The organism is Ohtaekwangia kribbensis (genome assembly GCF_042676245.1).
GTDB lineage: Bacteria > Bacteroidota > Bacteroidia > Cytophagales > Cyclobacteriaceae > Ohtaekwangia > Ohtaekwangia kribbensis.
This window is the reverse complement of the sequence record NZ_JBHTKA010000015.1, coordinates 287,432-310,417: the sequence shown is the minus strand read 5'-3', so window position 1 is coordinate 310,417 and position 22,986 is coordinate 287,432. Positions and strand designations below refer to the sequence as shown.

The 22,986-nt window shown below is 45.1% G+C and carries 23 protein-coding genes; 5 read left to right on the top strand and 18 right to left on the bottom strand.

Annotated elements, in window-relative coordinates; genetic code table 11:
• Positions 1-49 precede the first annotated feature (49 nt).
• The 15 genes from ACFQ21_RS28155 to ACFQ21_RS28085 form a co-directional block, all read right to left on the bottom strand.
• The gene (locus ACFQ21_RS28155) at positions 50-1,507 is read right to left on the bottom strand and encodes a COG3014 family protein (RefSeq protein ID WP_377585628.1); all 1,458 of its coding nucleotides are present in this window, start codon (positions 1,505-1,507) and stop codon (positions 50-52) included.
• 27 nt (positions 1,508-1,534) lie between these two features.
• A complete protein-coding gene (locus ACFQ21_RS28150; protein WP_377585624.1) occupies positions 1,535-2,110 on the bottom strand; it encodes a penicillin-binding protein activator LpoB in 576 nt (191 codons plus the stop codon).
• 105 nt (positions 2,111-2,215) lie between these two features.
• The gene (gene rpe / locus ACFQ21_RS28145) at positions 2,216-2,875 is read right to left on the bottom strand and encodes a ribulose-phosphate 3-epimerase (protein ID WP_377585622.1); all 660 of its coding nucleotides are present in this window, start codon (positions 2,873-2,875) and stop codon (positions 2,216-2,218) included.
• 18 nt (positions 2,876-2,893) lie between these two features.
• Positions 2,894-4,072 (bottom strand): O-succinylhomoserine sulfhydrylase, encoded by a 1,179-nt coding sequence (locus tag ACFQ21_RS28140; protein WP_377585619.1) that lies wholly within the window; start codon positions 4,070-4,072, stop codon positions 2,894-2,896.
• Between the two features lie 53 nt (positions 4,073-4,125).
• Positions 4,126-4,545 carry an OsmC family protein gene (locus ACFQ21_RS28135; RefSeq protein WP_377585616.1) on the bottom strand — a complete coding sequence of 140 codons (420 nt, stop codon included), beginning with the start codon at positions 4,543-4,545 and terminating at the stop codon, positions 4,126-4,128.
• Positions 4,542-5,930: a sodium:solute symporter family protein gene (locus ACFQ21_RS28130; protein ID WP_377585613.1), complete on the bottom strand. Its 1,389-nt coding sequence runs from the start codon at positions 5,928-5,930 to the stop codon at positions 4,542-4,544. The genes ACFQ21_RS28135 and ACFQ21_RS28130 overlap by 4 nt, the downstream gene beginning before the upstream one ends.
• A 54-nt stretch (positions 5,931-5,984) precedes the next feature.
• A complete protein-coding gene (locus ACFQ21_RS28125) occupies positions 5,985-6,881 on the bottom strand; it encodes a DUF5777 family beta-barrel protein (protein WP_377585611.1) in 897 nt (298 codons plus the stop codon).
• Positions 6,882-6,890: 9 nt separating this feature from the next.
• Entirely contained in the window at positions 6,891-7,427 is a 537-nt protein-coding gene (locus tag ACFQ21_RS28120) for a YceI family protein (RefSeq protein ID WP_377585609.1), read from the bottom strand.
• A gap of 19 nt (positions 7,428-7,446) precedes the next feature.
• On the bottom strand, positions 7,447-7,986 hold the full coding sequence (locus ACFQ21_RS28115) for a YceI family protein (protein ID WP_377585606.1): 540 nt from the start codon (positions 7,984-7,986) through the stop codon (positions 7,447-7,449).
• Between the two features lie 15 nt (positions 7,987-8,001).
• Positions 8,002-8,364 (bottom strand): hypothetical protein, encoded by a 363-nt coding sequence (locus ACFQ21_RS28110; protein ID WP_377585603.1) that lies wholly within the window; start codon positions 8,362-8,364, stop codon positions 8,002-8,004.
• 454 nt (positions 8,365-8,818) lie between these two features.
• Positions 8,819-9,004, bottom strand: a complete 186-nt coding sequence (locus ACFQ21_RS28105; RefSeq protein ID WP_377585601.1) for a hypothetical protein — start codon at positions 9,002-9,004, stop codon at positions 8,819-8,821.
• 8 nt (positions 9,005-9,012) lie between these two features.
• On the bottom strand, positions 9,013-12,171 hold the full coding sequence (locus ACFQ21_RS28100; RefSeq protein ID WP_377585598.1) for a cyclic nucleotide-binding domain-containing protein: 3,159 nt from the start codon (positions 12,169-12,171) through the stop codon (positions 9,013-9,015).
• A gap of 79 nt (positions 12,172-12,250) precedes the next feature.
• The gene (locus ACFQ21_RS28095; RefSeq protein ID WP_377585596.1) at positions 12,251-12,868 is read right to left on the bottom strand and encodes an OmpH family outer membrane protein; all 618 of its coding nucleotides are present in this window, start codon (positions 12,866-12,868) and stop codon (positions 12,251-12,253) included.
• Positions 12,869-12,977: 109 nt separating this feature from the next.
• The gene (locus tag ACFQ21_RS28090) at positions 12,978-13,541 is read right to left on the bottom strand and encodes a hypothetical protein (protein ID WP_377585593.1); all 564 of its coding nucleotides are present in this window, start codon (positions 13,539-13,541) and stop codon (positions 12,978-12,980) included.
• A 105-nt stretch (positions 13,542-13,646) separates the two neighbouring features.
• Positions 13,647-14,159, bottom strand: a complete 513-nt coding sequence (locus ACFQ21_RS28085; RefSeq protein WP_377585590.1) for a gamma carbonic anhydrase family protein — start codon at positions 14,157-14,159, stop codon at positions 13,647-13,649.
• A 118-nt stretch (positions 14,160-14,277) separates the two neighbouring features.
• On the opposite strand from ACFQ21_RS28085, the gene miaB reads away from it, so the two are divergent.
• The 5 genes from miaB (at position 14,278) to secG (ending at position 19,106) form a co-directional block, all read left to right on the top strand.
• Positions 14,278-15,738 (top strand): tRNA (N6-isopentenyl adenosine(37)-C2)-methylthiotransferase MiaB, encoded by a 1,461-nt coding sequence (gene miaB / locus ACFQ21_RS28080; RefSeq protein WP_377585587.1) that lies wholly within the window; start codon positions 14,278-14,280, stop codon positions 15,736-15,738.
• A gap of 97 nt (positions 15,739-15,835) precedes the next feature.
• Positions 15,836-17,104, top strand: a complete 1,269-nt coding sequence (locus ACFQ21_RS28075) for a sigma-54 interaction domain-containing protein (protein WP_377585584.1) — start codon at positions 15,836-15,838, stop codon at positions 17,102-17,104.
• A complete protein-coding gene (gene lptE, locus ACFQ21_RS28070; RefSeq protein ID WP_377585582.1) occupies positions 17,094-17,663 on the top strand; it encodes an LPS assembly lipoprotein LptE in 570 nt (189 codons plus the stop codon). Before ACFQ21_RS28075 ends, lptE begins: the two co-directional genes overlap by 11 nt.
• 24 nt (positions 17,664-17,687) lie before the next feature.
• Entirely contained in the window at positions 17,688-18,752 is a 1,065-nt protein-coding gene (locus tag ACFQ21_RS28065) for a hypothetical protein (RefSeq protein ID WP_377585579.1), read from the top strand.
• Positions 18,753-18,755: 3 nt separating this feature from the next.
• The gene (secG, locus tag ACFQ21_RS28060) at positions 18,756-19,106 is read left to right on the top strand and encodes a preprotein translocase subunit SecG (RefSeq protein ID WP_377585577.1); all 351 of its coding nucleotides are present in this window, start codon (positions 18,756-18,758) and stop codon (positions 19,104-19,106) included.
• Positions 19,107-19,196: 90 nt separating this feature from the next.
• Here the strand turns inward: secG and miaE are convergent, their stop codons facing one another.
• From miaE to lpxK, 3 genes are all read right to left on the bottom strand, one after another.
• On the bottom strand, positions 19,197-19,799 hold the full coding sequence (miaE, locus tag ACFQ21_RS28055) for a tRNA-(ms[2]io[6]A)-hydroxylase (RefSeq protein WP_377585574.1): 603 nt from the start codon (positions 19,797-19,799) through the stop codon (positions 19,197-19,199).
• Positions 19,800-19,910: 111 nt separating this feature from the next.
• The gene (locus ACFQ21_RS28050; protein ID WP_377585572.1) at positions 19,911-21,878 is read right to left on the bottom strand and encodes a putative porin; all 1,968 of its coding nucleotides are present in this window, start codon (positions 21,876-21,878) and stop codon (positions 19,911-19,913) included.
• Complete coding sequence (lpxK, locus tag ACFQ21_RS28045) at positions 21,875-22,906, bottom strand: tetraacyldisaccharide 4'-kinase (protein ID WP_377585569.1); 1,032 nt, start codon at positions 22,904-22,906, stop codon at positions 21,875-21,877. The genes ACFQ21_RS28050 and lpxK overlap by 4 nt, the downstream gene beginning before the upstream one ends.
• Positions 22,907-22,986 lie beyond the last annotated feature (80 nt).

Below are 22,986 nucleotides of genomic sequence, written 5' to 3'. Positions count from 1 at the left end.
GATGTGTGAACAGGCTATCGTTTACTTCAGAAGTATACATGATCATAGTTTAATAATACCGGTATGGTGCCGATGTACTCTCTAACGATGAAAAGGTATGAAAAAGTGTTTGACCTTTCTTCGCCTGGTATGTAAAATCATGCGGAGTAATTTGTCCGTCAGCAGTCTTCAGCGATAGCTTCACTTCGTTGGCACCTTCCTTCAGTGATATACGCGAATAGTAAATGCTATGCGGCAGGGTTTGCCAGTTACGCGTGTCGGCTTTTTCAGTCATGGCGTTTACAAGTCCCATCACAGCCCCCAGACTTTCGTTTTCTTTGCGAAGACTTTGCTCCGTTACTTTCTTGAGTGCAGCCCGCAGCAAACCTTTACTAAACTCCTGTACCATGCGTTTCTTCAAACTATAGAATGCTACCTGGTTAACGTCTTCGACAAGTTCGAGCGGATAACTTTTATCGCCCAGCGTAAGGTCGCCACTTTTGTAATATACCGGGCGCTCCATGTATCGTGGAAACGCAACACGAAATACACGCAGATCAGTAAGATCAGATCGTTTCTTATCTTCATCCTCCCCTAACTCAAAGGGGAACACCAGTCCGAGTTCCGGGTTGCTGAATACAACTCCGTTGTTCGATCCTTTGTCAATGGCAAAATTTATACTCCATTCACTTTTTATAGGAGCTAATCCATTGTGCCAGAAAAATACGAGATCAGCTTCGGGTGTAGTCGGTTTATATTCCGGAATGCAGAACCGTTCTTTATACTCATCTGCTTCTTTGGTAAACCCTGTCCAGGTAGCTGTGTTGATCAGATCATACTTCAGTTGTTCAGGTACCTTCATGCCAAACATCTTCGCATAATCATTCTCGTATACTTCAAGGGCATTGCGATAGGCTATAAATGCATTGTTGTAATCTTTGTCGGCCTGGTATATAATTCCCATCAGTGTGTTGACGAACGCATCGCGCTGATACTTCTCTTCCGAGGTATATTTATCACTGAGTTGATTCAGGCGTATATTGAGCCGCCTGCACTCCACGAGCGCCTCTTCGTACTTGTTCATCTTCAGGTAATTGAGCGCTTTGTAATATAACAACATCAAATGCTCATGATCTTCTCCGTGATAAATGGTTACAGACGGATTGGTGAAATAGGAAGCCGCTTCGTTGAGGTAATTGATGTGATAATCTTCACCAAAGAGAAATGCCTTTTCGAAGTATGCATTACTCTCTTCGTAGCGACCGAGTATCGACAGTAGCAAGCCGTTGTTTACCATGTAAATGAACCGCGACCGGCCATGCTCCTGCTTATTGTTCTTCTCCAGCGTAGCGAGTGCGCGTTGGAGATCGCCCCGCTCAAACTCATAGTTGAAATCAAAGTTCTTCTGGTAATAGGTGGCGCAACCACTGATGAGTAGTGCAACCGGAATATATAGCAGAACAATCCGTCCGATAACGCTCGTACCGGATAGGCGAATCGCTTTTATCTGCTGGTATAGATTGTCCATGATGTGTGCAAGACAATGATAACGCAATCAGTTCTTGACAATCTTCTTGATCTCATCCTGACCGTACCAGATGCGCTTGCTGGTTTCAATGTCGGTGAGGAACAACGTGGTTACATAGTTTACCACACGCTTCTTGTTATAGGTATCGGTTTCGGAGGTCATCTCACCAAACAACATCAGGTCCGCCCCGATCTCTTTTCCAAATTGTTTCGCTGTCGCGGATGAAGCAAAGTCTTGTTGCTCGCTGCGCTCGGTACGAAGTTTATCTCTGAACTCACCCGACTCTACAATCTCGGCTATAGCAGAGTTGTGAATCACAACTTCGAACTTCTTTACGTAATTATCCGCATCGATGTGTTCGGAAGTCTTGTTACGAATCGGACCGACCACGATAACAGGTTTACGTCCAAGTTGCCTGGCGTAATTCTTGAAAGTTTCGGAGTCGAACAGATCGTATATCATTTTATCAGCAACGGTGCGCGAGTCGGTATCATTCCAGCGTCCGCTCAGATCAACTTGTTGTGAAGGATCAACGCGGGTAACGGTGCGCGAGCATGCGCTGCAGAGTACAACGAGTATAATGATCAGGGAGAATTTTTGCATGGCAGTGAGTTTTGTAGCAAACTTCAAAAATCTTGCCGAAAGATACGCAGAAAGCCAGCGGGTTGTTACGCTATAGGCGCGTCATTCTCCCTACATTTCAATGTATTATGCCAGCACCGCTTTCAGGTTGCTGATCACTTCTTTCGGATTGGCAGCACTGAAAACAAAATTACCGGCTACCAGCACATCGGCACCGGCATCAAGTAATGCCTTTGCGTTCTGCTGATTAACACCACCGTCAATCTCAATCAAAGCATTTGATTTTGATTCAATGATCATCTTCTTGAGCGCAGTAACTTTCGTATACGTGTGCTCGATAAATTTCTGTGCACCAAAGCCCGGGTTTACAGACATGACACATACCATATCAATGTCCGCTATAATATTTTCAAGTTCGGTAATGGATGTATGCGGGTTGATGGCAACACCTGCTTTTATACCCAGCGCTTTGATCTGCTGAATGTTACGGTGCAGGTGCGGACACGCCTCTACGTGAACGGAGATGATCTCCGCTCCTGCCTTATGAAAAGCCTCTACATAGCGCTCGGACTGCACGATCATCAGGTGTACATCCAGTGGCTTACGCGCATGGCGCTTCACAGCTTCTACTACCGGCAACCCCATGGAGATGTTTGGTACAAATACACCGTCCATGATATCAACGTGAATGAGATCGGCCTCACTCTCGTTGAGCATGGTAATCTCGCGTTGCAGGTTGGCAAAGTCAGAAGCCAGTATCGATGGCGCTAGGATGGGTCTTTTCATCGTGCGTAAATATATAGTTTAGCGTGATGCTTCGATGGCCTGGTTAACATCACCAATGATGTCGTTGATATCTTCCAACCCTACGGCTATACGAATAAGTCCGGGCATGATGCCTACCGCAGCACGCTCATCATCCGTAAGCTTCGAGTGTGTTGTAGATGCCGGGTGTATAGCAATGGTACGGGTATCGCCGAGGTTTGGTGTATGCGAAATCATCTGCAATGAATTCAGGAATCTGCGTCCCTGGTCAAGGCCACCTTTGATCTCGAACGTAACAATACCACCGCCCAGCTTCATCTGCTTTTTAGCCAGTTCATGTTGTGGGTGTGATGGCAGGAACGGATACTTCACTTTCGAAACATCCGGATGTTTTTCAAGATGCTGTGCCAGTGTCAATGCATTCTGGCAATGACGTTCCATTCTCACCGCCAGTGTCTCAAGACTCTTCGATAAGATCCACGCATTAAAGGGTGACATCGATGGCCCGGTGTGGCGGGTGAAGAAACGAATCTCTTTGATCAGTTCTTTCTTGCCTAATATAGCTCCACCGATTACACGGCCCTGGCCATCCATAAATTTAGTAGCCGAGTGTGTAATGATATGCGCTCCCCACTTGGCAGGTTGCTGCAGGTACGGTGTAGCAAAACAGTTGTCTACATTCAGAATGAGGTTGTGCTTCTTGGCAAGTTTACCAAGCCACTCGAGATCGATCAGATCCAGAGCAGGGTTCGATGGTGTCTCTACGAAGATCATGCGTGTGTTCGGCAGTATCTTCTTCTCCCAGGTTTCCGGTTCATTTACATCGGCATAACTGTGCGATATACCAAACTTCGGGAATATAGTATTCAGGATCTGATGTGTTGAACCGAATACCGAGCGACATGCCAATACATGGTCGCCAGACTTCAGCAACGCTGCCATGCTGCTATACATCGCAGCCATACCGGAAGCTGTACCGATACCATCTTCCGTTCCTTCCATGCGACAAAGTTTTTCAATAAACTCGTTCGTGTTCGGGTTGGAGTAACGACTATAGATGTTACCGGGAATTTCGTCAGCAAACATAGCGCGTGCCTGCTCTGCATCATCAAATACAAAACTTGATGTGAGGTATAGCGGCACAGAATGTTCGCGAAAGGATGTGCGCTGGTGCTGCGCACGTATAGCATCGGTCTCGAAATTTCTTTTCTCTTCCATGAAAATAAAATGAATCTGAAATGTGAACTGCTACGCAGATAATGTGATAAATGTTACCGGATCACCTCAAAGCTATAGGTAATCTTCGCGGTCTTCTCCAGCGTTTTTGCTACGGAGCAATACTTTTCAATGGAAAGGTTTACCGCTTTCTCCGCTTTCTCCGTATCGATATCGCCATACAATTTAAAATGTGCGTGCACTTCGGTGTATAGTGAAGGCGTAGCATCTTTCTCACGCTCGCCCGTTACCGTAATCTTGATATCCTTCAAATTCTGCCGCTGCTTTTTCAGAATGGTAATAACGTCAATCGCACTGCACCCTCCCATGGCTGCGAGCAACATCTGCATCGGGCGCATGCCCAGGTCAGAGCCTCCTGATTCGGGTGATGAATCCATCTGCACGGTTTTACCGGCTTCATTACGCGCTTCCATGTGGAAGGCATCATTCAAACGACTTAATTCAATTTTTATCATACAGCTTTTTCTTCCTCCTGCGGCCAGGCATAACTGCCTGCTATCATTGCCAGCAAACTAACAACTGTTGCCGGCATTAAACTTGGCCACGATGTTTCAATGGCCTCAAAGATAATCCAAGTTATCATACCTGCCACCATAGCGAGCAAAGCTCCTTTGCTGCTGGAACGTTTCCAGTATAAACCTAATGTGAGCGGTATAAACAGGGAAACCAGGCTGAGTATGGATGACTCTCCTACCAGTTCGTATATATTAGACCGAAAACAGGCCATAATAGTTGCGAGTATGGCAAAAATCACCACACATATTTTGGTGAGCATCAAAAACTGTTTGTCGGTATAGCGGTGCTTTACCAACGGCCGTACCAGGTTCTCTGAAAATATAGCGGCCGGTGCCAGTATAGCCGAACTGGTTGTACTCATAATGGCCGATAGCAATGAACCGAAGAACAGAATCTGGACAGGCAATGACGTGTGCTGCAACACCATGTTCGGCAAGGTAAGTTGTGTATCGCCTGTAATCTGATCAGGGTATAAATGCTTGGTACATAAACTTATATATAGCGGCAGCATGGCAATGGTGAGGTACAGACCGGCTGCTATATAACACGACCACACCGCGGTTCGTGCCGAGCCTGAAGACATGGACCGCTGAAATACATCCTGTGAAGGCACAGAACCTAAGCCGAGCACCGACCATGCGGCCAGGTACGCAGCAATTTCTTTGAACTCGAATGAAGGAAGAAACTTCAAATCTTCTTGGGGCATCTCACTGATTACAACGGACACACCACCCGCCTTTTCTGACAAGATATACGCCAGCGCCACCATGCCTGCGATGATGATTATACTCTGCACAAAATCAGTAATGGATACAGCCCACATGCCACCGGCATAGGTATATAACGTAACAATCACCGAGCTGATAACAATGCCCTGCCACACGGGTATATGTATCACTACATTGAGTATCAACCCCATGGCCACCAACTGCGCGGCTATATAGCCGAGGTACGGTAACGCGAGAAAGAGGCTGGCGGTTAACTCGGTAACTTTATTATAGCGTACTTTAAAAAAATCGCCCAGGGTGAGCAGGTTCATGTTGTATAGCCTGCGGGCATAGAATACCCCGAAGATGAGCAGGCATAGCGAGGCACCAAATGGATCTTCGATTACGGCATATAGTCCTCCTTCCAGGAATTCAGCCGAGGCACCGAATACAGTTTCCGAACCAAACCAGGTAGCAAAGAGTGCCGCAGAACTTAACACGATGGGCAGACTTCTGCCGGCAAGCATAAAATCGCCTGAATTTTTTACTCTGCGTGACGCCCAGAAACCAATCGCTACGGTAACAATGAGGTATAGGATGATAGAAAGAAGTAACAATTCGCTTTTACAGTTTAAACTGTTCGTGAGCCTAAAAGTAAAAAACGCAGCAGACTATTTCGCATCTTTCTTCTTCAACTGAAAGGTGCGCGTAACGTTGAAACCCAAGTGAATATCGCCACCAAAGAAATCGCCTTTCGTTTCAGTAATGAAGGTACGCTCTGTAAGACTGGATGTGTTGGTAAGAACGATTTGAAACACGTGCCCACCTGTTTCTATATCTATACCAAAGCCGAGTGAATTATACCGCTTGCTTCCCGCTTCAAACAAATCATTATCGGGTGGATCAAGGCGATAGTAATACTCACTGGTTAATGCTACACTGCGTGTGAGCTTGATGCGCCCGCCAATACCAATAGCCAACTGATCATTCTTTTCCCGCGACTGATCTACAGCATTCTTGTGAATATAGGTAGGCATGATCTGCAACGAAAGGCTGGGAGTAAATTTACGCGCAATCAACGCTTGTGCTGTATAGGCCAGTCGATCTACAGTTTTAAAACCTTCGGGCTCGTTGCCTCTTTTCGGAGATATACTATATGCGGTACCTCCCAACAATGTCATGGTGAACGGAAAACTTCTCTCCCCGGAGCTTTGCCTCAGCAATTTATACTTCAGGTATCCGTCCATGATCTTGTCGGCCGAGTTACGACCTATACTTACGGAGAGATTATCGGTTATACCATAGTCGAGCCCGAGACGAACATAGGCCTGATCAAGTCCGTACATTTCATAGAGACCTTCGTTCAATTTTCCGAAGCGGTGTGCGAATATAAACTCGAGCGTTCCGCCATTTTTTGTTTCAACACTATGGCCATTTACCAGGCGTGTGCCCTTAAAAGTGGCAATGGTATAGTCTGTGTTCTGATCTTGCTTTTCCAGTTCTTTCAGCAGATCATCCTGTGCGAAAGAAATGGTGGGGAGTAAAAGAAGTAAAAATAGTTTCTTCATAATGCAGGCTTAAAGCGGTCTGTAATTAAAATCCACGGTCACTTCTACTTGCTGTGCTATATTTTGCCACACGATCTGCGGTACCTTGATGTTATAGTCTAGAAGTTTTACAGTAAACTTCGACTTGAGTGATAGCTGATTGTTCTTCATTTCAGCCGTGCCCGGTAATTCAACATCGCGCGTAACACCATGGATCGTTAACTTGCCCACGGCCTTTATATTTTGTACACCGGAAATGGTATTATTGAAACCAACAATCTTACCCTGAAAAGATGCCTTCGGATATTTTTCCGACTCCATATACTTCTCATTGAAGTGCACCTGCATCAGTTTCTTTTCAAATTGAAAATCCTTGATGTTCATCAGGTAGGCAATCTCCCCCTGCCCTGCATCGAATATACTGGTAACGTTATTATTCTCGGCTGCTATATCTTCGATCACCCCATCTGAGAAAAAAGTTACCAAAGCTTTGTCAACAAAAAAGCGTTGCTGGCCTTTTCCGACCTGTGCCCATAACAGAAGAGTAAATACCAGAATTATCCTCATACAGCAAACAACAAAAAAATTATTGAGGTTTAAAAACGAAATCAATGGTAACTTCTACCTGCTCGGCAATATTGTTACGAAGCAGCTGCGGAACCACTATATTATAGTCTTCCAGCTTCACGATAAAGCTTGACTTCATATTCAGCTTATCGACCAGTTTTTCAATGGTGCCCTTTATATTTACCTCTTTAGTTACACCATGTATAGTAAGCTTACCCAAAGTTGATACATGCTGTATACCCTTTGCCTGGGGGTTGAACCCGGTAATTTTTCCCTGAAATGTAGACTTCGGATATTTCTCTGACTCCATATACTTCTCATTGAAGTGTTCCTGCATCAATGATTTTCTGAATTGATATTCTTTGATGGGAACCGAAAAAGCAATTTCACCGGTAGCGGTGTTGAAGAGGCTTACGGCCTTCACATTCTCCGCTTTTATATCTTCGATCGGTGCATGTGAATAAAACGAGATAAAACTTTTTTCCGTGGTATAATTCTGGGCGGCTGCCGATAACACTCCTGTACACAGGAACAGCAACACAAGGTATCCAATCTTCATGCTATATATAGTATATCAATTGTTTAAGGCTCCCTGCTGAATCCAGCAGTAAATGGCTTCGCGTTCTTCCTGTGTTATACTTCCCGAACGCGGCATTTTATCAGGATCTGTCAAGGGCAAGGTTATCCTGCGCTGTATCTCGGCACCATGCTCCTGCAGGTTGTTCAGCACAGACCAGTCTGGCAGGCCTGAACTACTGTTGTGACATATTACACATTTGGATTGAATAATAGGTGCAACAACATTCGAGTAACTCACTGCTGTACCATTGTCGCATTCTACAATAAAGGACGAACTCAGGTTATGATCTACACAAGCCGCGACAACGAGAATCAGGAGAGTGATCGTATACGAGGGTCTAAGTATATTTTTAATCATAAGAAAAGATAGACAAAATCAGCGATAAAAATACGTTCGCGAAGAATATTGGGCAATGATACCGGGAAAGCAAGTGGCACAACGGTACGTGTACTGGCCAGGTTGGGTTTCACTATAGCTATGGGCTCGACTAAAAATGAAAATCCCCCGAAGTCCTGGACCCCGGGGGATAATCACTGTCTATAGTTGGCTTTAATCTTGAGTCAAAGGTATAGCACTAGTAAAAAAGTACCATGCCTGAATCGATCATATGAAAATATAGCAGATGAATGGGATTATTTGCAGATGGATGGGCCAGTGTTTGCACTGCTATTAAATGAAAATCCCCCGAAGTTCTCGACTAAGGGGGATTGTCATGTCTATAGTTGGCTTTAATCTGTATCAAAGGTAGAATTTTTTTTCGTTGAATCAACCGGTTGCACTGAAAAAAAATCAAAAAGTGTAAATTTTCTGGTTACCTTTTTTGAGTTGTATCCTGTTTTGCGGAATCGGCCTGCAGGTAAGTGTCTTTGATGCGTTGAGGGAGCTGCGATTTTGATCCCGGAAAAGTGGTTCTTCGGCTGATGTCGTAACTCGCGTACGCAATCAGAATAACAAATGCCACTACAAACAAACTAAATATCTTCTTACCTCTCGTCATGGTATAACTCAGATATACTCCAGCACTTTATCGGCCAGCGCCACGTTATCAGACAACAGCTCGTAGAACTGGTCTTTGTTAAACTTCAGAATTACTACATCGGTCTGGGCAACAATCAGGTTGGTATTAATAAAATGATGCACGCCCAGCATCTCTCCTATAAATTCGCCCTGCTTGAATTCAGATGTAAGCTCACCGCGCTGATAAAGATGTACTACACCGGTATTCAGTACATAAAAGTAATTGTTTGAACGTTCGTCCAGCACCAGCGATTCGTCTTTCCTCATGCGCAGTTCCTCACTCAGATCGGCCAGGTATGTAAGCGTCAAGCCCGGCACCCCATTGAATATATTGATGTCTTGAAAGAACAACACCTTTTCAAAGCGCATAATTCTGCGTGCGTGAATGATCCGCGTATCCAGTTCGTACTTGACATCGGAACCTAATCTGCGTGAATTTTGTTCGTATTCAGTCGGGCTGATCTTGTGAAGCGCCCAGGCCGATACTTCACGAATTAAAAGATCAGGATTGAATAATTGCGCAATGAGATCAAGCTTGAAATCTTCGATCTTGCGTATACCGATCTGGAAGAGCACACATGCTTTCGTCCAGCGGTTAGACTGCGTGAAGTCGCGGTTGATCAGGAACTTCAACACCAATCGTGAATCAAGTTTTACCCGCGGGTAAAAATACTCCAGGCGACTGATGCGCTCGGCATCGGATACATCATCAAGAATCGGTATAACACGTTGCTTCAACTGCTCCGACAAGAATACATCCAGCAGCTCGATGGCGTAGGTAATACCTTCCGCTGTACCACTATCTATATTTTCCTTCACCAGCTGGATAGACCGCGTATCGTATAGCATGGTAAGCAAGGTATAGATGTGCTCGATGTCGTTCTGAATTTCGAAACGCAGTGCCGTTCTGATCTGCTCGCTGAATCCATCATCACCAATTTCGTATAGGGCGCTGAGGTTCCAGCTTATATCCGAAATATCGGATTCGATAACATATTTGATACGTGTGATCTGCGATATACCCGCCTTGAACCCGCACTCACCCAACGACAACAGCACCTGCGATACAATCACTTTGTTGGGATAGTCCATTTTGTTCCAGAGTATTTCGCGGGCGCGCTGCCCTCCTATCCTGCCGATTACCTGGATGATGCGTAACATCATTTGTGTACTCTGGCCACTGCGGTAAAAAGCAGTATCAAGAGCCGGTAAAGTTATAGCACCAATCTGCACCAGTGCATTCATCGCCTGGTTGCTATATACCGGGTTGCCCAGGTTCTCAATGATGGCATTGACGATCTCCGCATTATGTTTCTTGATCGATGTTTTTATAGCGGTGTTGCGTACCTGCGGCTCGCTGTCCAGCAGCAATTCCATCAGAAAGGAAGTATACTCTTCCTTCGAAGTATGCAACAACAACTCGGCCGCATAGTGGCGATCATTCGGATTGGCAGAACGCGTTAACTTCTGGATACGCGTCTTGGTTATATCGCCACCATTCTGAATAATCAGTTCAAGATCTTCTTTGCTCAGTACATTCTTTTCGGAACCATCCATCCTGGTAGTATCCATACGGATAACATACTTGTCGGAAACGGAAAGTCCCTTCAGCTCATTCATTCTGTCCTGTGCGTATAGCCGTACCGATTCCTCCTCGTTTTTCATCAGGTTGTTCACCCACGCGGGTACGTGCGCTGCGTTGATCTTCTCCAGCAACTTGAACGAGAACACAGCCTTGGAAGGATTGGGAACACCCAGCATATTTTCCAGTCGCGATGTTACCTGCGATAAACCTTTTTCAAGTTTCTCCTGCTGGATGTCGGTACCTTCCAGTTTCAAACGGATCTTGTTACGATAGCCGTTATACATGTGGTTAACAACATAGAAGTATGCACCGGCCAGCAACAACAGAAATATAGCGATGTGTATAACTTTAAAGAACGGCACGAATGCCAGACCAAAGATCAACAAACCTGCTACGAAACGTGCGCTCTCATTCATCAACCCTTCTACTTTGGATTGAATATTAAATCGCAGACGGTTGTCCAGAGGTATAAAGAACAATTTGAACACCGGGTTCTCTAATGAATCACGCAGTGTCCAGTTGAAGAGACGTGTTAAGGCAACAAATAAGAAGAAGTATAGGAACCCCGTTGTACCCAGCACCTTCTCGTATCCGAAAATACCACCGGTAAGGATCGACCCGATCGCGAAGAGTATAACGACAAGCGGCAATACAAAGAGTGATATACGCAAACCGTAGTTGCTGATGATACGCTGGTTGATAAACGTCTGCATGATGAGACTGATACCATATACCGCACCGGTAAAGAACGAGTTAAAGTTTGTAAGCTCACGTTCCTTTGGGTACTGGATCTGCACCAGTTGTTGGAAAGAATACTGCGTGAACATGAACATCACCATGGAGATGAGCAGAAATATAGAGAGCATGCGGATATACGGATCGCGCAGCAACTTGTTTATCCGGGTCTCTCTCCTGACGCCTGCACCAAACTCGCGCGGGTTGTTCTTTGATAATGTGAATGACGATGATATAAAGAATAACAACACCGATACAATCGCTATACTGATGGCACACACCAGCAGGTAATCAGCAGTATCATGAATGATCTTGGACGTAAACGGAATGGCAATGAGTGTGGCGAGGATCGCGGCAATCAATTGCCCGGTATCAATCCACCCGATAATTCTTTTGGACTGCCTGAAGTTGAACAAGCGACCAAATATACCCCAGAAGCTCAAGAGCAGAATGGCGGTGATCGGGCCCGTCATGCAATACAAAGCAAACACAAAGTAGTTGTGCCAGGCAGGATCGCCATGTTGCAGCAGCCAGTATGCACCGAGGGTAAATATTAATATAAGAACAACTGCGCCCAGGGCTAGCGTTGTAAACCGGATCCAGCTCTGAAAAAACGCGAAGATTGATGTTGTAATGATACCCAGCGCACCGGCCGCGAGAAAGGCTTTGTCGAGGTACGCGCCCATGCGGTTAAGGAAGAGCGAGTCGGCTGTTACCTGGTAGGTTGCTATGAACACCCCCATGAAGAAGCCGGTGCAAAGCATCACGATGATTTGCTTTTGTTCTTCGCTCTTGATGCGGAGCACATTTGCTATACGACTTGCCATAAGGTAGTCGTCAAATATAAAAAAATCCGGGCCGATAGTTTATCGGGCCCGGATTTCTGTTGCGATTTTTTATCGTTACTTACTTTTTAGCAGCAGTAGTATCAGCCTGTACACCTGTTTTCTCCTGTGTATACTCGGTGTTCAAACCATCGATAACGTCTTTGGTAATATTGATAGCTTCTCCTGCAAAGAGTACATCACTGGTAGGGTCGTACTTCAATACAACCTGTAAACCTTTTTCAGTACCATACTTTTTCAAAAACTTGGTAATGCGATCGTATAGTTCGCGATTCAGTTTTGCTTCTTCTTCCATCAATTGCTGGCCGAGGCTCTGCTGATATAGTTGAAGGTTCTGTTGTTTCTTACCAAGATCTTCTTCTGTTGCACGTACCTGGCCAAGTGTCATGCTGTTTACATTGCGCTTGTATGCTTCGATCTCGTTCTGAAGACCGATGGCGCGGTTACGATACTCCTGCTCAATCTTCTTCGACTTGTCTTCAAGCACTGTCTTTTGCGCCTTCAGGTAATCGTAGTATTTCAATACCGTGTCGGAGTTGATATAGGCCACTGTAAGTTCGCCTGGTGCTACTGAAGAACCTTCAGCTGCTGCCGGCTTGGCCGATGAGAAATGTAAGTAAAATAGTACCGCGACTGCTACCAGCAGCACGATGTTTAAAATCAACGAAAGATTCTTCATTCTTTAAGGATCAGAGTTCAGGGCGCAAATATGTACAGAAATTTTGGAGGCAGGATACGACATCCTGATAATTTACACAAAATCTTTTACCGTACTGTGCGCCATGAAATTAACCAGCTTCCTGATCCTCAGTCTGGTAGGAATAAAGTGTGGGATCGAGTTTCAATGTATCCTCGTTAAAATCGCGAATGAATTTTTCGATGATCTTGTCGGTGATCTGTTCAACGTGAAGACCAACATCGAGGCTCACACCAAATTCAGCATTCTCGTCCATGTCTACATGCTCCTTTACTTTCACCGTTTCATCCTCCTCGAGCTCCATAATGACTTCAGCCATAAAGAGACCGATCTCTTCTTCTAACGGATCAAGCGTTTCGAGATTGCCGTTCTCGTCTTCATCGTACGTTATCTTCTTATACTCCGGAAAATGTTTGGCAGCGCGGTGTTCAGCAATTTCGTATAATTCGCTTTCATGTTGCAGACGCAGGGTATAGATAACGGCATCGTAGATGACATCCTTTCCTTCAAATTTACCGATGAAATAGAAGTGTGCATATTCATCCGAAGCTTCGTCCTCCTCATCCAATACATAAGTTCTTCCCAGGGCAGTCATGCGTGCCTGGTAATCTTCAACGACTTTAGGATTGAAACCTAGATTTTCTACTGCTGCCATAACTCGACTTAATCGTTCTTTAATTTAAAAATAAAAGCTCAAAAAAACACAATTATATAGTTAAGAAAATGAAGTGTATACGGTTTATTTTTCCGCAAACCTTAACTATACTTTAAACCATTCCGCATACATCGGATAGTTACGGGCAGTCCGCTGAATGACTGCTTTCATCTCATCGCCAATATCTTTAACACGCCTGGCCGGCATGCCTGCATATATACTGCCGGGTTCCACCACGGTTCCGGCCAACACCACGGCTCCCGCGGCAATTACCGAGTTTTCCCCTACTACGGCATCGTCCATCACAATAGCGCCCATGCCGATCAGTACGTTGTCGTGGATCGTGCATCCGTGTACAATGGCATTGTGCGCGATGGATACATTGCTGCCAATGGTGGTCTTCGCCTTCTGGTAGGTACAATGGATCACGGCTCCATCCTGTATATTCGTGTTATCACCGATGGTTATCGAATGCACATCGCCCCGAACTACCGCGTTGAACCATACGGTGCAGTTGTCTCCCATCACTACTTCCCCAACTACAGTCGCATTGTCTGCCAGAAAACAATTGTTCCCAAACTTAGGCTCGTGCCCGCGTACAGCTTTGATCAAGGCCATAATCTGATTTTTAAGTGGGACGAAATCTACAATCGTAAATCGAAAATTGTAAATCCCCATGACAACATGTCACCATAAAAGACTAAAAGTTGTACTTTTGCGACTTAATCTGAGCACGATGGAGAATTTGATTGGAGACCTTGATGTTTTAAATCCTCAGGATACCGAAACCTGTGAGACCATTCATGTTTCGAAAGATGGAAATACCGGAAACAAGCGGAAGCTATATATAGAGAGTTACGGATGTCAAATGAATTTCGCTGACAGCGAGATCGTAGCGTCCATTCTACAAAAGGAGGGCTTCGACACCACTTCTGACATAGCAACAGCAGATGTTGTTTTCCTGAATACCTGCTCCATCCGCGAGAAGGCAGAACAAACAGTGCGCCACCGCCTGGTGCACATCAACGGTCTTAAAAAACATAAGCCGGAATTATTGGTGGGCGTGCTGGGTTGTATGGCTGAACGCCTGAAAGCCAAGTTCCTGGAAGAAGAAAAGATAGTAGACTTGGTGGCAGGCCCCGATGCCTATCGCGATCTGCCTACACTCATAAGCCAGGTTGATGACGGTCAAAAAGCGGTTAATACATTTTTATCGCGCGAAGAAACGTATGCAGACATCAGTCCGGTACGATTGAACTCCAATGGCGTAACAGCCTTTGTATCGATCATGCGCGGATGCGATAACATGTGTACATTCTGTGTGGTGCCGCTCACCCGCGGGCGCGAACGCAGTCGCGATCCGAAATCTATTGTTGCGGAAGCAACGGATCTGTTTGCAAAAGGCTATCGTGAAGTTACGCTGCTCGGTCAGAATGTAGACTCCTATAAGTGGAGTCCGGAAGAGAACAACAAAGCATGGCTCGAAAAGAATGGCAGCAGTAACGTTGTGAACTTTGCCAACCTGCTCGAAATGGTAGCACAGATTCATCCGGATTTAAGGGTACGGTTTTCTACTTCACACCCGAAAGATATTACGGACGAGGTGCTGTATACCATGGCGAAGTACGAGAACATTTGCAAGAATATACATTTACCGATGCAAAGCGGAAGCACGCGCATTCTCGAATTGATGAACCGCGGCTATTCGCGCGAGTGGTACCTGGAGAAAGCAAAAAGCATCCGTCATATATTGGGTGATGACTGTGGTATATCTTCTGATATGATTACCGGCTTCTGCTCCGAAACAGAAGAAGATCACCAGGATACACTTACCCTGATGGATATTGTACAATACGATTTCGCCTATATGTTCTACTACTCGGAACGCCCCGGTACATTGGCTGCGAAAAAATTCGAGGATGATGTACCGCTGGATGTGAAGAAGCGCAGACTTGAAGAAGTTGTAACCAAGCAACGCGAACACTCTTTACTCCGTAATCAGCTTGATGTTGGCAAAGTACACCGTGTACTCATCGAAGGATTTTCGAAACGTTCGGAAGATGACCTGCAGGGAAGAAATTCATCTAACAAAGTGATTGTTTTTCCGAGGGGAACACACCGCAAGGGTGAATATGTTAACGTATTTGTAGAAGAATGCACCGGAGGAACACTAATCGGACGAGTTGTGAACAGCTAATTATCCGTGGCTGCCAACAGCTTTACCAACGGCTAACCCGGCCATGTGTTCTCTGGGTTGTTTAAATATAGTATATACTTTTAACGGATAATGACTCATGGCAATTTCAGATGTAGAGATACAAAGTGTAAAACAACGCTTCGGCATTATCGGCAATTCTCCGTTGCTGAACAATGCTGTTAGTGTAGCGATACAGGTGTCACCGACTGACATGTCGGTGTTAATTACGGGTGAGAGTGGAAGCGGTAAAGAATCGTTCTCCAAAATTATTCATCACCTCAGTCCGCGCAAGCACGGACAGTTCATTGCGATCAACTGCGGATCTATACCCGAAGGTACAATCGACTCTGAACTCTTCGGTCATGAAAAGGGCTCGTTTACCGGTGCCCATGAAGCGCGCAAAGGATACTTCGAAGTAACGAATGGCGGTACTATATTTCTCGATGAGATTGGCGAGATGCCGCTGGGAACGCAAGCACGTTTACTCCGTGTATTGGAGAATGGCGAATTCATCAAAGTAGGTTCTTCCAAAGTTCAGAAGACGGACGTGCGTGTTGTAGCCGCCACCAATGTTAACCTGATGCGCAATGTGGAAGAAGGTAAATTTCGCGAAGACCTGTACTATCGTTTAAGTACGGTACCTATATATGTACCACCCCTGCGCGAAAGAGGCCGGGATATAGAACTGTTGTTCCGGAAATTTGCGACCGACTTTGCTGAAAAATACAGAGTGAAGCCAATCTCGTTAACTGATGACGCGAAAGATATATTATTGAAGTATCGCTTTCCGGGGAACATCCGTCAGTTGAAAAACCTGGTGGAGCAGATCTCGGTTTTATCGACTGATCAGAAAGAGATCGATGCAGATATACTGCAGCGCTATCTTCCCAAAGAAACAAGTTTGCCTGCGCTTTATAAAGGAGCCACTCCGGAAAAAGACGGCATGTCGGAACGAGATATACTCTATAAAGTACTCTTCGACATGAAGAAGGATTTTAACGATCTGAAGAAACTGGTGTTGGATACATTTTCGAATCCATCCAAAGCTTCACAGCTTGTGAAAGATCACCCGGGTTTATTTGAAGATATGCATCCGGAGCCTTCGAACGGATCGCCATCGGAAGCAGTCGTGCTCAACTTACCGGCAGGTAATCATCACATTGATGACAACGAACATGTTGAGGATGTTCACGACATCACACACGAAGCGGAAGATGATTCACTCTCCATCGAGAAGAAAGAAAAAGAACTAATTGTACGTGCCCTTCGAAAAAATAATAACAAACGTAAATATGCGGCACGCGATTTGGGTATATCCGAAAGGACCCTATACCGAAAAATAAAACAGTACGACCTTGAAGATTAATGTAAAAGGCAAGCGCCTTACCCCGCTCAACATTCACCCGGTATCATTTATACTTTCTATTACACTCCTCGCGGCAACGGTGTTACTGGAGTCGTGCGGAGTATATTCTTTTACAGGCACCAGCACCACAGCCAAGACTATATCTATGACCGAGTTCTATAATAATGCCGATCTCGGGCAGGCGAATATGGGCCAGACGTTTACCAACAGTTTAAAAAACTACTTGATTCAGAACTCTGACCTGACCGTGGTTCAGGAAAGTGGCGAACTTCAAATGGATGGCGAAATCACTGATTTCAGACTTACGCCTATATCTCCGGTATCAACGGGTAACGAGAACCAGATCAACAACGCCTCTTCAACCCGACTCACCATTACGGTGAAAGTTACCTATGTGAATACACTGGATGAAACGATGAGCTTTAAGGATAAGTCGTTCTCTTTTTACAAGGATTTTACCAACGATCAAAACTTCACTGACATAGAAGAACAGCTGACTAAAGAGATTTTCGACCGAATAATCAATGACATCTTCAATGCTTCCGTTGCCAATTGGTAAAATTTAGTATTTTTACCTTAAGGCATGACATCTGTGGAAAAAAATCTGTTCATAAAAGTTTTAAATCACTACGCTGATAGTTCGGTAGAAGAAGCCAGGGAAGTACTCTCGTTAAAAGAGAATTTTCCCTATAGCCAACTGCTGCACGCGCTCTCGGCCCGTTTGGCGAAAGACCATGGCTTTAGCACACAACAAGCTGAATTACAATTAGCTGCAGTATATGCAGCCGACCGTGGTGTGTTAAAGGAAGTAATGACCGAAGAGACGATCGTTCTTAATTATACCAACACAACAACATCCGCTGGTATAGCAGACGTTACCCCGGTAGAACGCCCTGTTTCTGTTACCGTTCCTGTTTATACTTCCAGCACTTCGACACATGATTTAGCCGAAGAAGTAATGCACGACCTGGAAAAACTGAACCAGGCGAGGCATAATTTCGAAATGTTATTTGATGATAGTCATACCGTTGCAAAGCATGCAGAGCCGGAATTACCTGTACAGGAAACTGAGAAAGAAGAAGAGGACGAAGCATCTGAGTTTGTAAGCACCGCCAAAACGCGGAAGGAACGAATTAAAGAATTGGCGAAAGCCATGCAAGCGAAGGAAGAGGAAGAGGCCAAACCGGAAGAAACCAAATCCAGGAAAGAACGCATCATTGAACTTGCCAAAGCAGCGCAGGCTAAAGATGAAGCCGAAGCCAGTGAAGAGCCGGAATCAAAGAGCAAGGGCAGAAAAAAAAAGGCCGAACACTCCGGGGAAGAGCTGATTGAGGAAATTGCCAATAAAGAAGAACTTACGCCTGAAGGAGAAAAGCAAAAACAGCAGCTTCAGATCATCGAACAATTCATCAAGACGCAGCCTTCCATAACACAAACCAAGGAAAAACCTTTTACGCCTCCTTCCGGAGACTTGTCATCTATAAAAACAGGTGAATTCGGAGACAACGTGGTATCTGAAACCCTGGTGGAAATTCTTGTAAAACAAGGAAAAAAAGACAAGGCAATTGAGGTTCTGAAAAAGCTGATTTGGAAGTTTCCACAAAAAAAGGCTTACTTTGCGGCTCAAATAGAAGATCTAAGAAAATAAAATATGTACGCATTAGTTATCGGTTTAATCATCCTTTTCTCGGTACTGTTAGTACTGGTTGTTCTGGCTCAGAATTCTAAAGGAGGTGGCTTGACCAGCCAATTCGGTGGTTCTGCAGCAAGCAACATCATCGGTGTAAAAAAGACAGGCGATCTTTTAGAGAAACTTACCTGGAGTTTCATCATCGGTATCATGGTTCTTTGCCTGTCTACAAACTTTATCACGGCTGACAGAAGCGGTACAAACAACGGCATCCTGGAAAGAGCTGGCGAACAACAAGCTCCTGCTAACCAGGCTCCTGCTCTCGAAGTACCTGCAGACGGCACTACTGCTCCTGCCGATAGCTCGAAATAAGCTATAGTCATTAAAAGAATATAAAGAAGAAGGGTTGCTCATCGGCAACCCTTCTTTCTTTATAGCAACGTATAAAAATAATATATATACTTAGTGCATGCGGTCTCCCCGCACAGCAAGACTTTCTACAATCTTCGCTTCCTGCTCCAGCAACTCGTGCCAGCGGTTCATCACTACATCTTCCGGCATATATTCCTTCGCCAGTTGCAGAAAGTTTTTATAGTGGCCGGCTTCCGAGATCATGAGCTCGTGGTAAAACTCCGCCAGTTCCTTATCGGGTATATTCTTCCAGAGAATCTTAAAACGTTCACAGCTTCTCGCTTCGATCAACGCGTTCAATAACAATTTTTCCATCAACTGTTGCTCGCGCGATCCGCCCTTCTGAATTACCTCATTAAGCTTTACAACATATTCATCTTTACGTTGCTTGCCCAGTTTCCAGCCGCGCTTCCGAAGCTCGGCAACCACCCGTTCAAAGTGCCCCCACTCCTCCGCCACAATAGCCGTTAAACGTTCAACCAGTATATCTTTTTCAGGATATTGAATGATGAGCGATATACCCGATGAGGCAGCCTTTTGCTCACAATAAGCATGATCTACCAGTATATCTTCAAGATGCAATTCAGCAATATTGATCCACCGCGGATCCGTAGGCAACTCAAGCCCCAACGTAAATTTATCTTTTGCTTCCATCCCGTTGATATTAAAAAATTCAATACCTCATAATTATTATGCCCACCACCATAATCTTTAAATCTTGTAATCTTGAAATCTTACAATCTTCAAATTTTCCAAATCTGATAATCAGTCATAAAACGACCAATCAAAACCAAAGTCCAATATACTCCGCTGCCCCGGATAATGAGGCGTAGGCAGATATCCTTCTTTGGTAATGGCCTGCATCAGGTTATTATACTTCAGAAATATACGACCGCGTTTGATACGCGCATTCAGGAAGATATCAATCTGCGGAAACTGAAGTGATGTAAAACTCTGCTGCACATAAAACTGTTGCGTGGGTACATCATAACCCTGCGCAAAGTACGATGACTTCCAGTGCACATCTACACCGGCCTGCATATCCAGGTTACCGTTAAAGAATATATTCTCGTAGGCAAGTTGTCCGTTTATAAACAGGTCAGGCACCTGTATAGCATCTTCGGGATTTTCGAGTACACGGGTATATATAGCTTTACCCTTTACATGAATATGGTCGGCAATTAACAGCGACAAATTAATCTCGGGTGCTACAAAAACCTGGGCCGTGGGCGTTTGCACGGGCAGCACCGTTTGGTCAAGTCCAAAATCTCCCTGCTTGAAAAATATATAGTTACCGAGTCGCGTAAAGGTTAACCCCGGAGAGACCGACAATGTTTTGGACCGATAATGTATATACCCGTTTATCTGCGTTACACTTACATCACTGAAGTCTGTCGAGTATGAAAAGGCGGGATACCACACATCGTGACTACCACGGTATGCCAGTTGCATAAATGAAGGTGCATATTGCGCCTGCTTCAGCGTAGCTTCGAACCATCGGCTTTTGAGACTAGCCTCGAGACGATAATTACCCGTCTGCATTACTTCAACCAATCCACTGAGCTCACCCAGCGAATCGAGTCGAAGCGCAACGCGTCCACCCAGATAACTCTCGGTGCCTTTCAGCTTAACATTGTCCAACGAATCCATACCAGCATTGATATAGTTATAGGACATGTTATAGTTACGCAGTGCATAGTATCCGTTGTAAAACAGCTTCAGCAGATTACCTTTTATACCCACCTCGTTACGAACAAATTTGAACCTCGCGCCATCATCCACATGCGTGCTATCAAAATCTGTATAGTCAAAGTAATCTTCCGGCTCCGATCCAGGTGTGTCGCGGAAGTAATTCGCCTGACGATAGCGATCAAATATATGATATACCTGCAGCGCCTTCCCCACTTCATACTGATGAAAGAGGTGCAGGTTCATGCGAAGTTCTTTGGTGGTTGCTTCCGTCAGGTTCGGTTGCGCGTTGGTAAAGAAGTAATCGGCATACGCAAAGTCTGTACTGTTTCGTAATATACCTCCGTACTCATCAGCCTGCAGCATGTTTCTTCTGAAGTTGAAGAATAATCTATAGGTACTGTCCTTGGACTGATAGGCCGTATACAAATCATAATAGTTAGACAATACGTTACGATCTCCCTTACCGGCCCGTTGCACCTGTTTGTCTATAAATAGTCCGCGGTAATTAAAGCCTACATTCCAAAGCGGATTGATGTTACGACTATAATTTGCACGCGTGATAGACCTGCCCTTTCCTCCCAGAATTACTTTCATGTTCGAATAAGGCGAGCGGGTATTGTAATACTTTACCTGCTCAGTATCCCATACGAGGTCGTATTGATGATAGCCGGAACTGACTCCAATCACATCGGGCACCTGGTAAAAAATGGGGTTCATAGCGGTACCTATATTTCCCAGGTCCTGGTACATATTCTCGTGCTGCTGTATGTAGGTATAGCGATGGAAGTTACGGGGAGTCGTATCAATGAAATGATACGTTTGCTTGTTCAGCAACACGTCCTCCTCATAAAAATAGCGCGAAGTCTTGGGACCGTAAACCTGCTTGGTAGTATCATCGATAACACGCGAACCTCTGCGGGGAGCATCGATCTGCGCATAAGCCCACGGGCCTATGGTTATGAGACTTACGAAAAGTATTACCTGTTTAAAACGCACGCGCAAAAATAGACTTTTAAATGATTTGAGATGGTTTATGCTCATTCAGGAACTGCATTTAAAATCATCGCATCAAAATCCTGTCCATTTTTTAGAAATTTCACTTCGATCGGAATATAAAATAACGGAAGGCTCCGGGTTTCATCAGCAAACTTGCGATCGGCCAGCTTTACCATATCTTTTTCGGTTGTGATAAAGCTAACGGACGGATCACTCTTTACTATATCGCGAAAGCGCCTGAAATCTTCATGGGTATATTCATGATGATCCGCCAGGTTAAAGTGATGCACAATGGTGCTGGTGGTCTCAATGAACTTACGGAATGGCGTGGCATTCGCTATACCAGTGATCAGCACCACACGGTTATTCAACGGTTGGGCTGGAGCACCAAAAGCAATTGTATCACCATAGTGGATGGTTGTAAAAAATACCGGTCTCGTTGTATAGCTTCTTACCGCCTGCTCGATCTCCATACGTTCATCGATCGAGATCTCCGGTGGACACTTCGTTATCACTACTACATCCGCACGTGCGGCATTGGTGCGCGACTCACGAAGGCGCCCGGCAGGCAACAGGTAGTCGGTATAGAACGGACGATTATAGTCTGACAGTAAAATATTGAGCGAAGGCTTAACACGCCTGTGCTGAAACGCGTCATCGAGCAGCACGACACTCACTTCATCACGCTCCTGCAAGATGTTGGGAATCGCGAACGCACGATCTTCCCCCACTGCCACAACAATCTTCCCTTTAAACTTACGATAGAACTGCAGCGGCTCATCTCCCAGCGTGTCGGCATTATCCTGGTCCGTAGCGATTCGGAATCCTTTGGTCTTGCGTCCGTAGCCGCGGCTCAGCGTTGCTATCGTATACTTGTTTTGCAGCAGTCTTACCAGGTGTTCGATCATTGGCGTCTTGCCAGTACCTCCCACCGCCAGGTTGCCTACATTGATAACCGGTATATCAAATTCAACAGAAGGCTTCAGGCCACGATTATACAGAACATTGCGCAGGGTGGTAACGATGTTGTACAGTACAGCAAAAGGAAATACTAGAATACGGATCAATGCCATGCAATAATGAGGTAAAGGTGCTTTGTGTTATGCGGTGAGAAATTAACTTTGACCATTAACTCATTTCCGTAACGCGATAA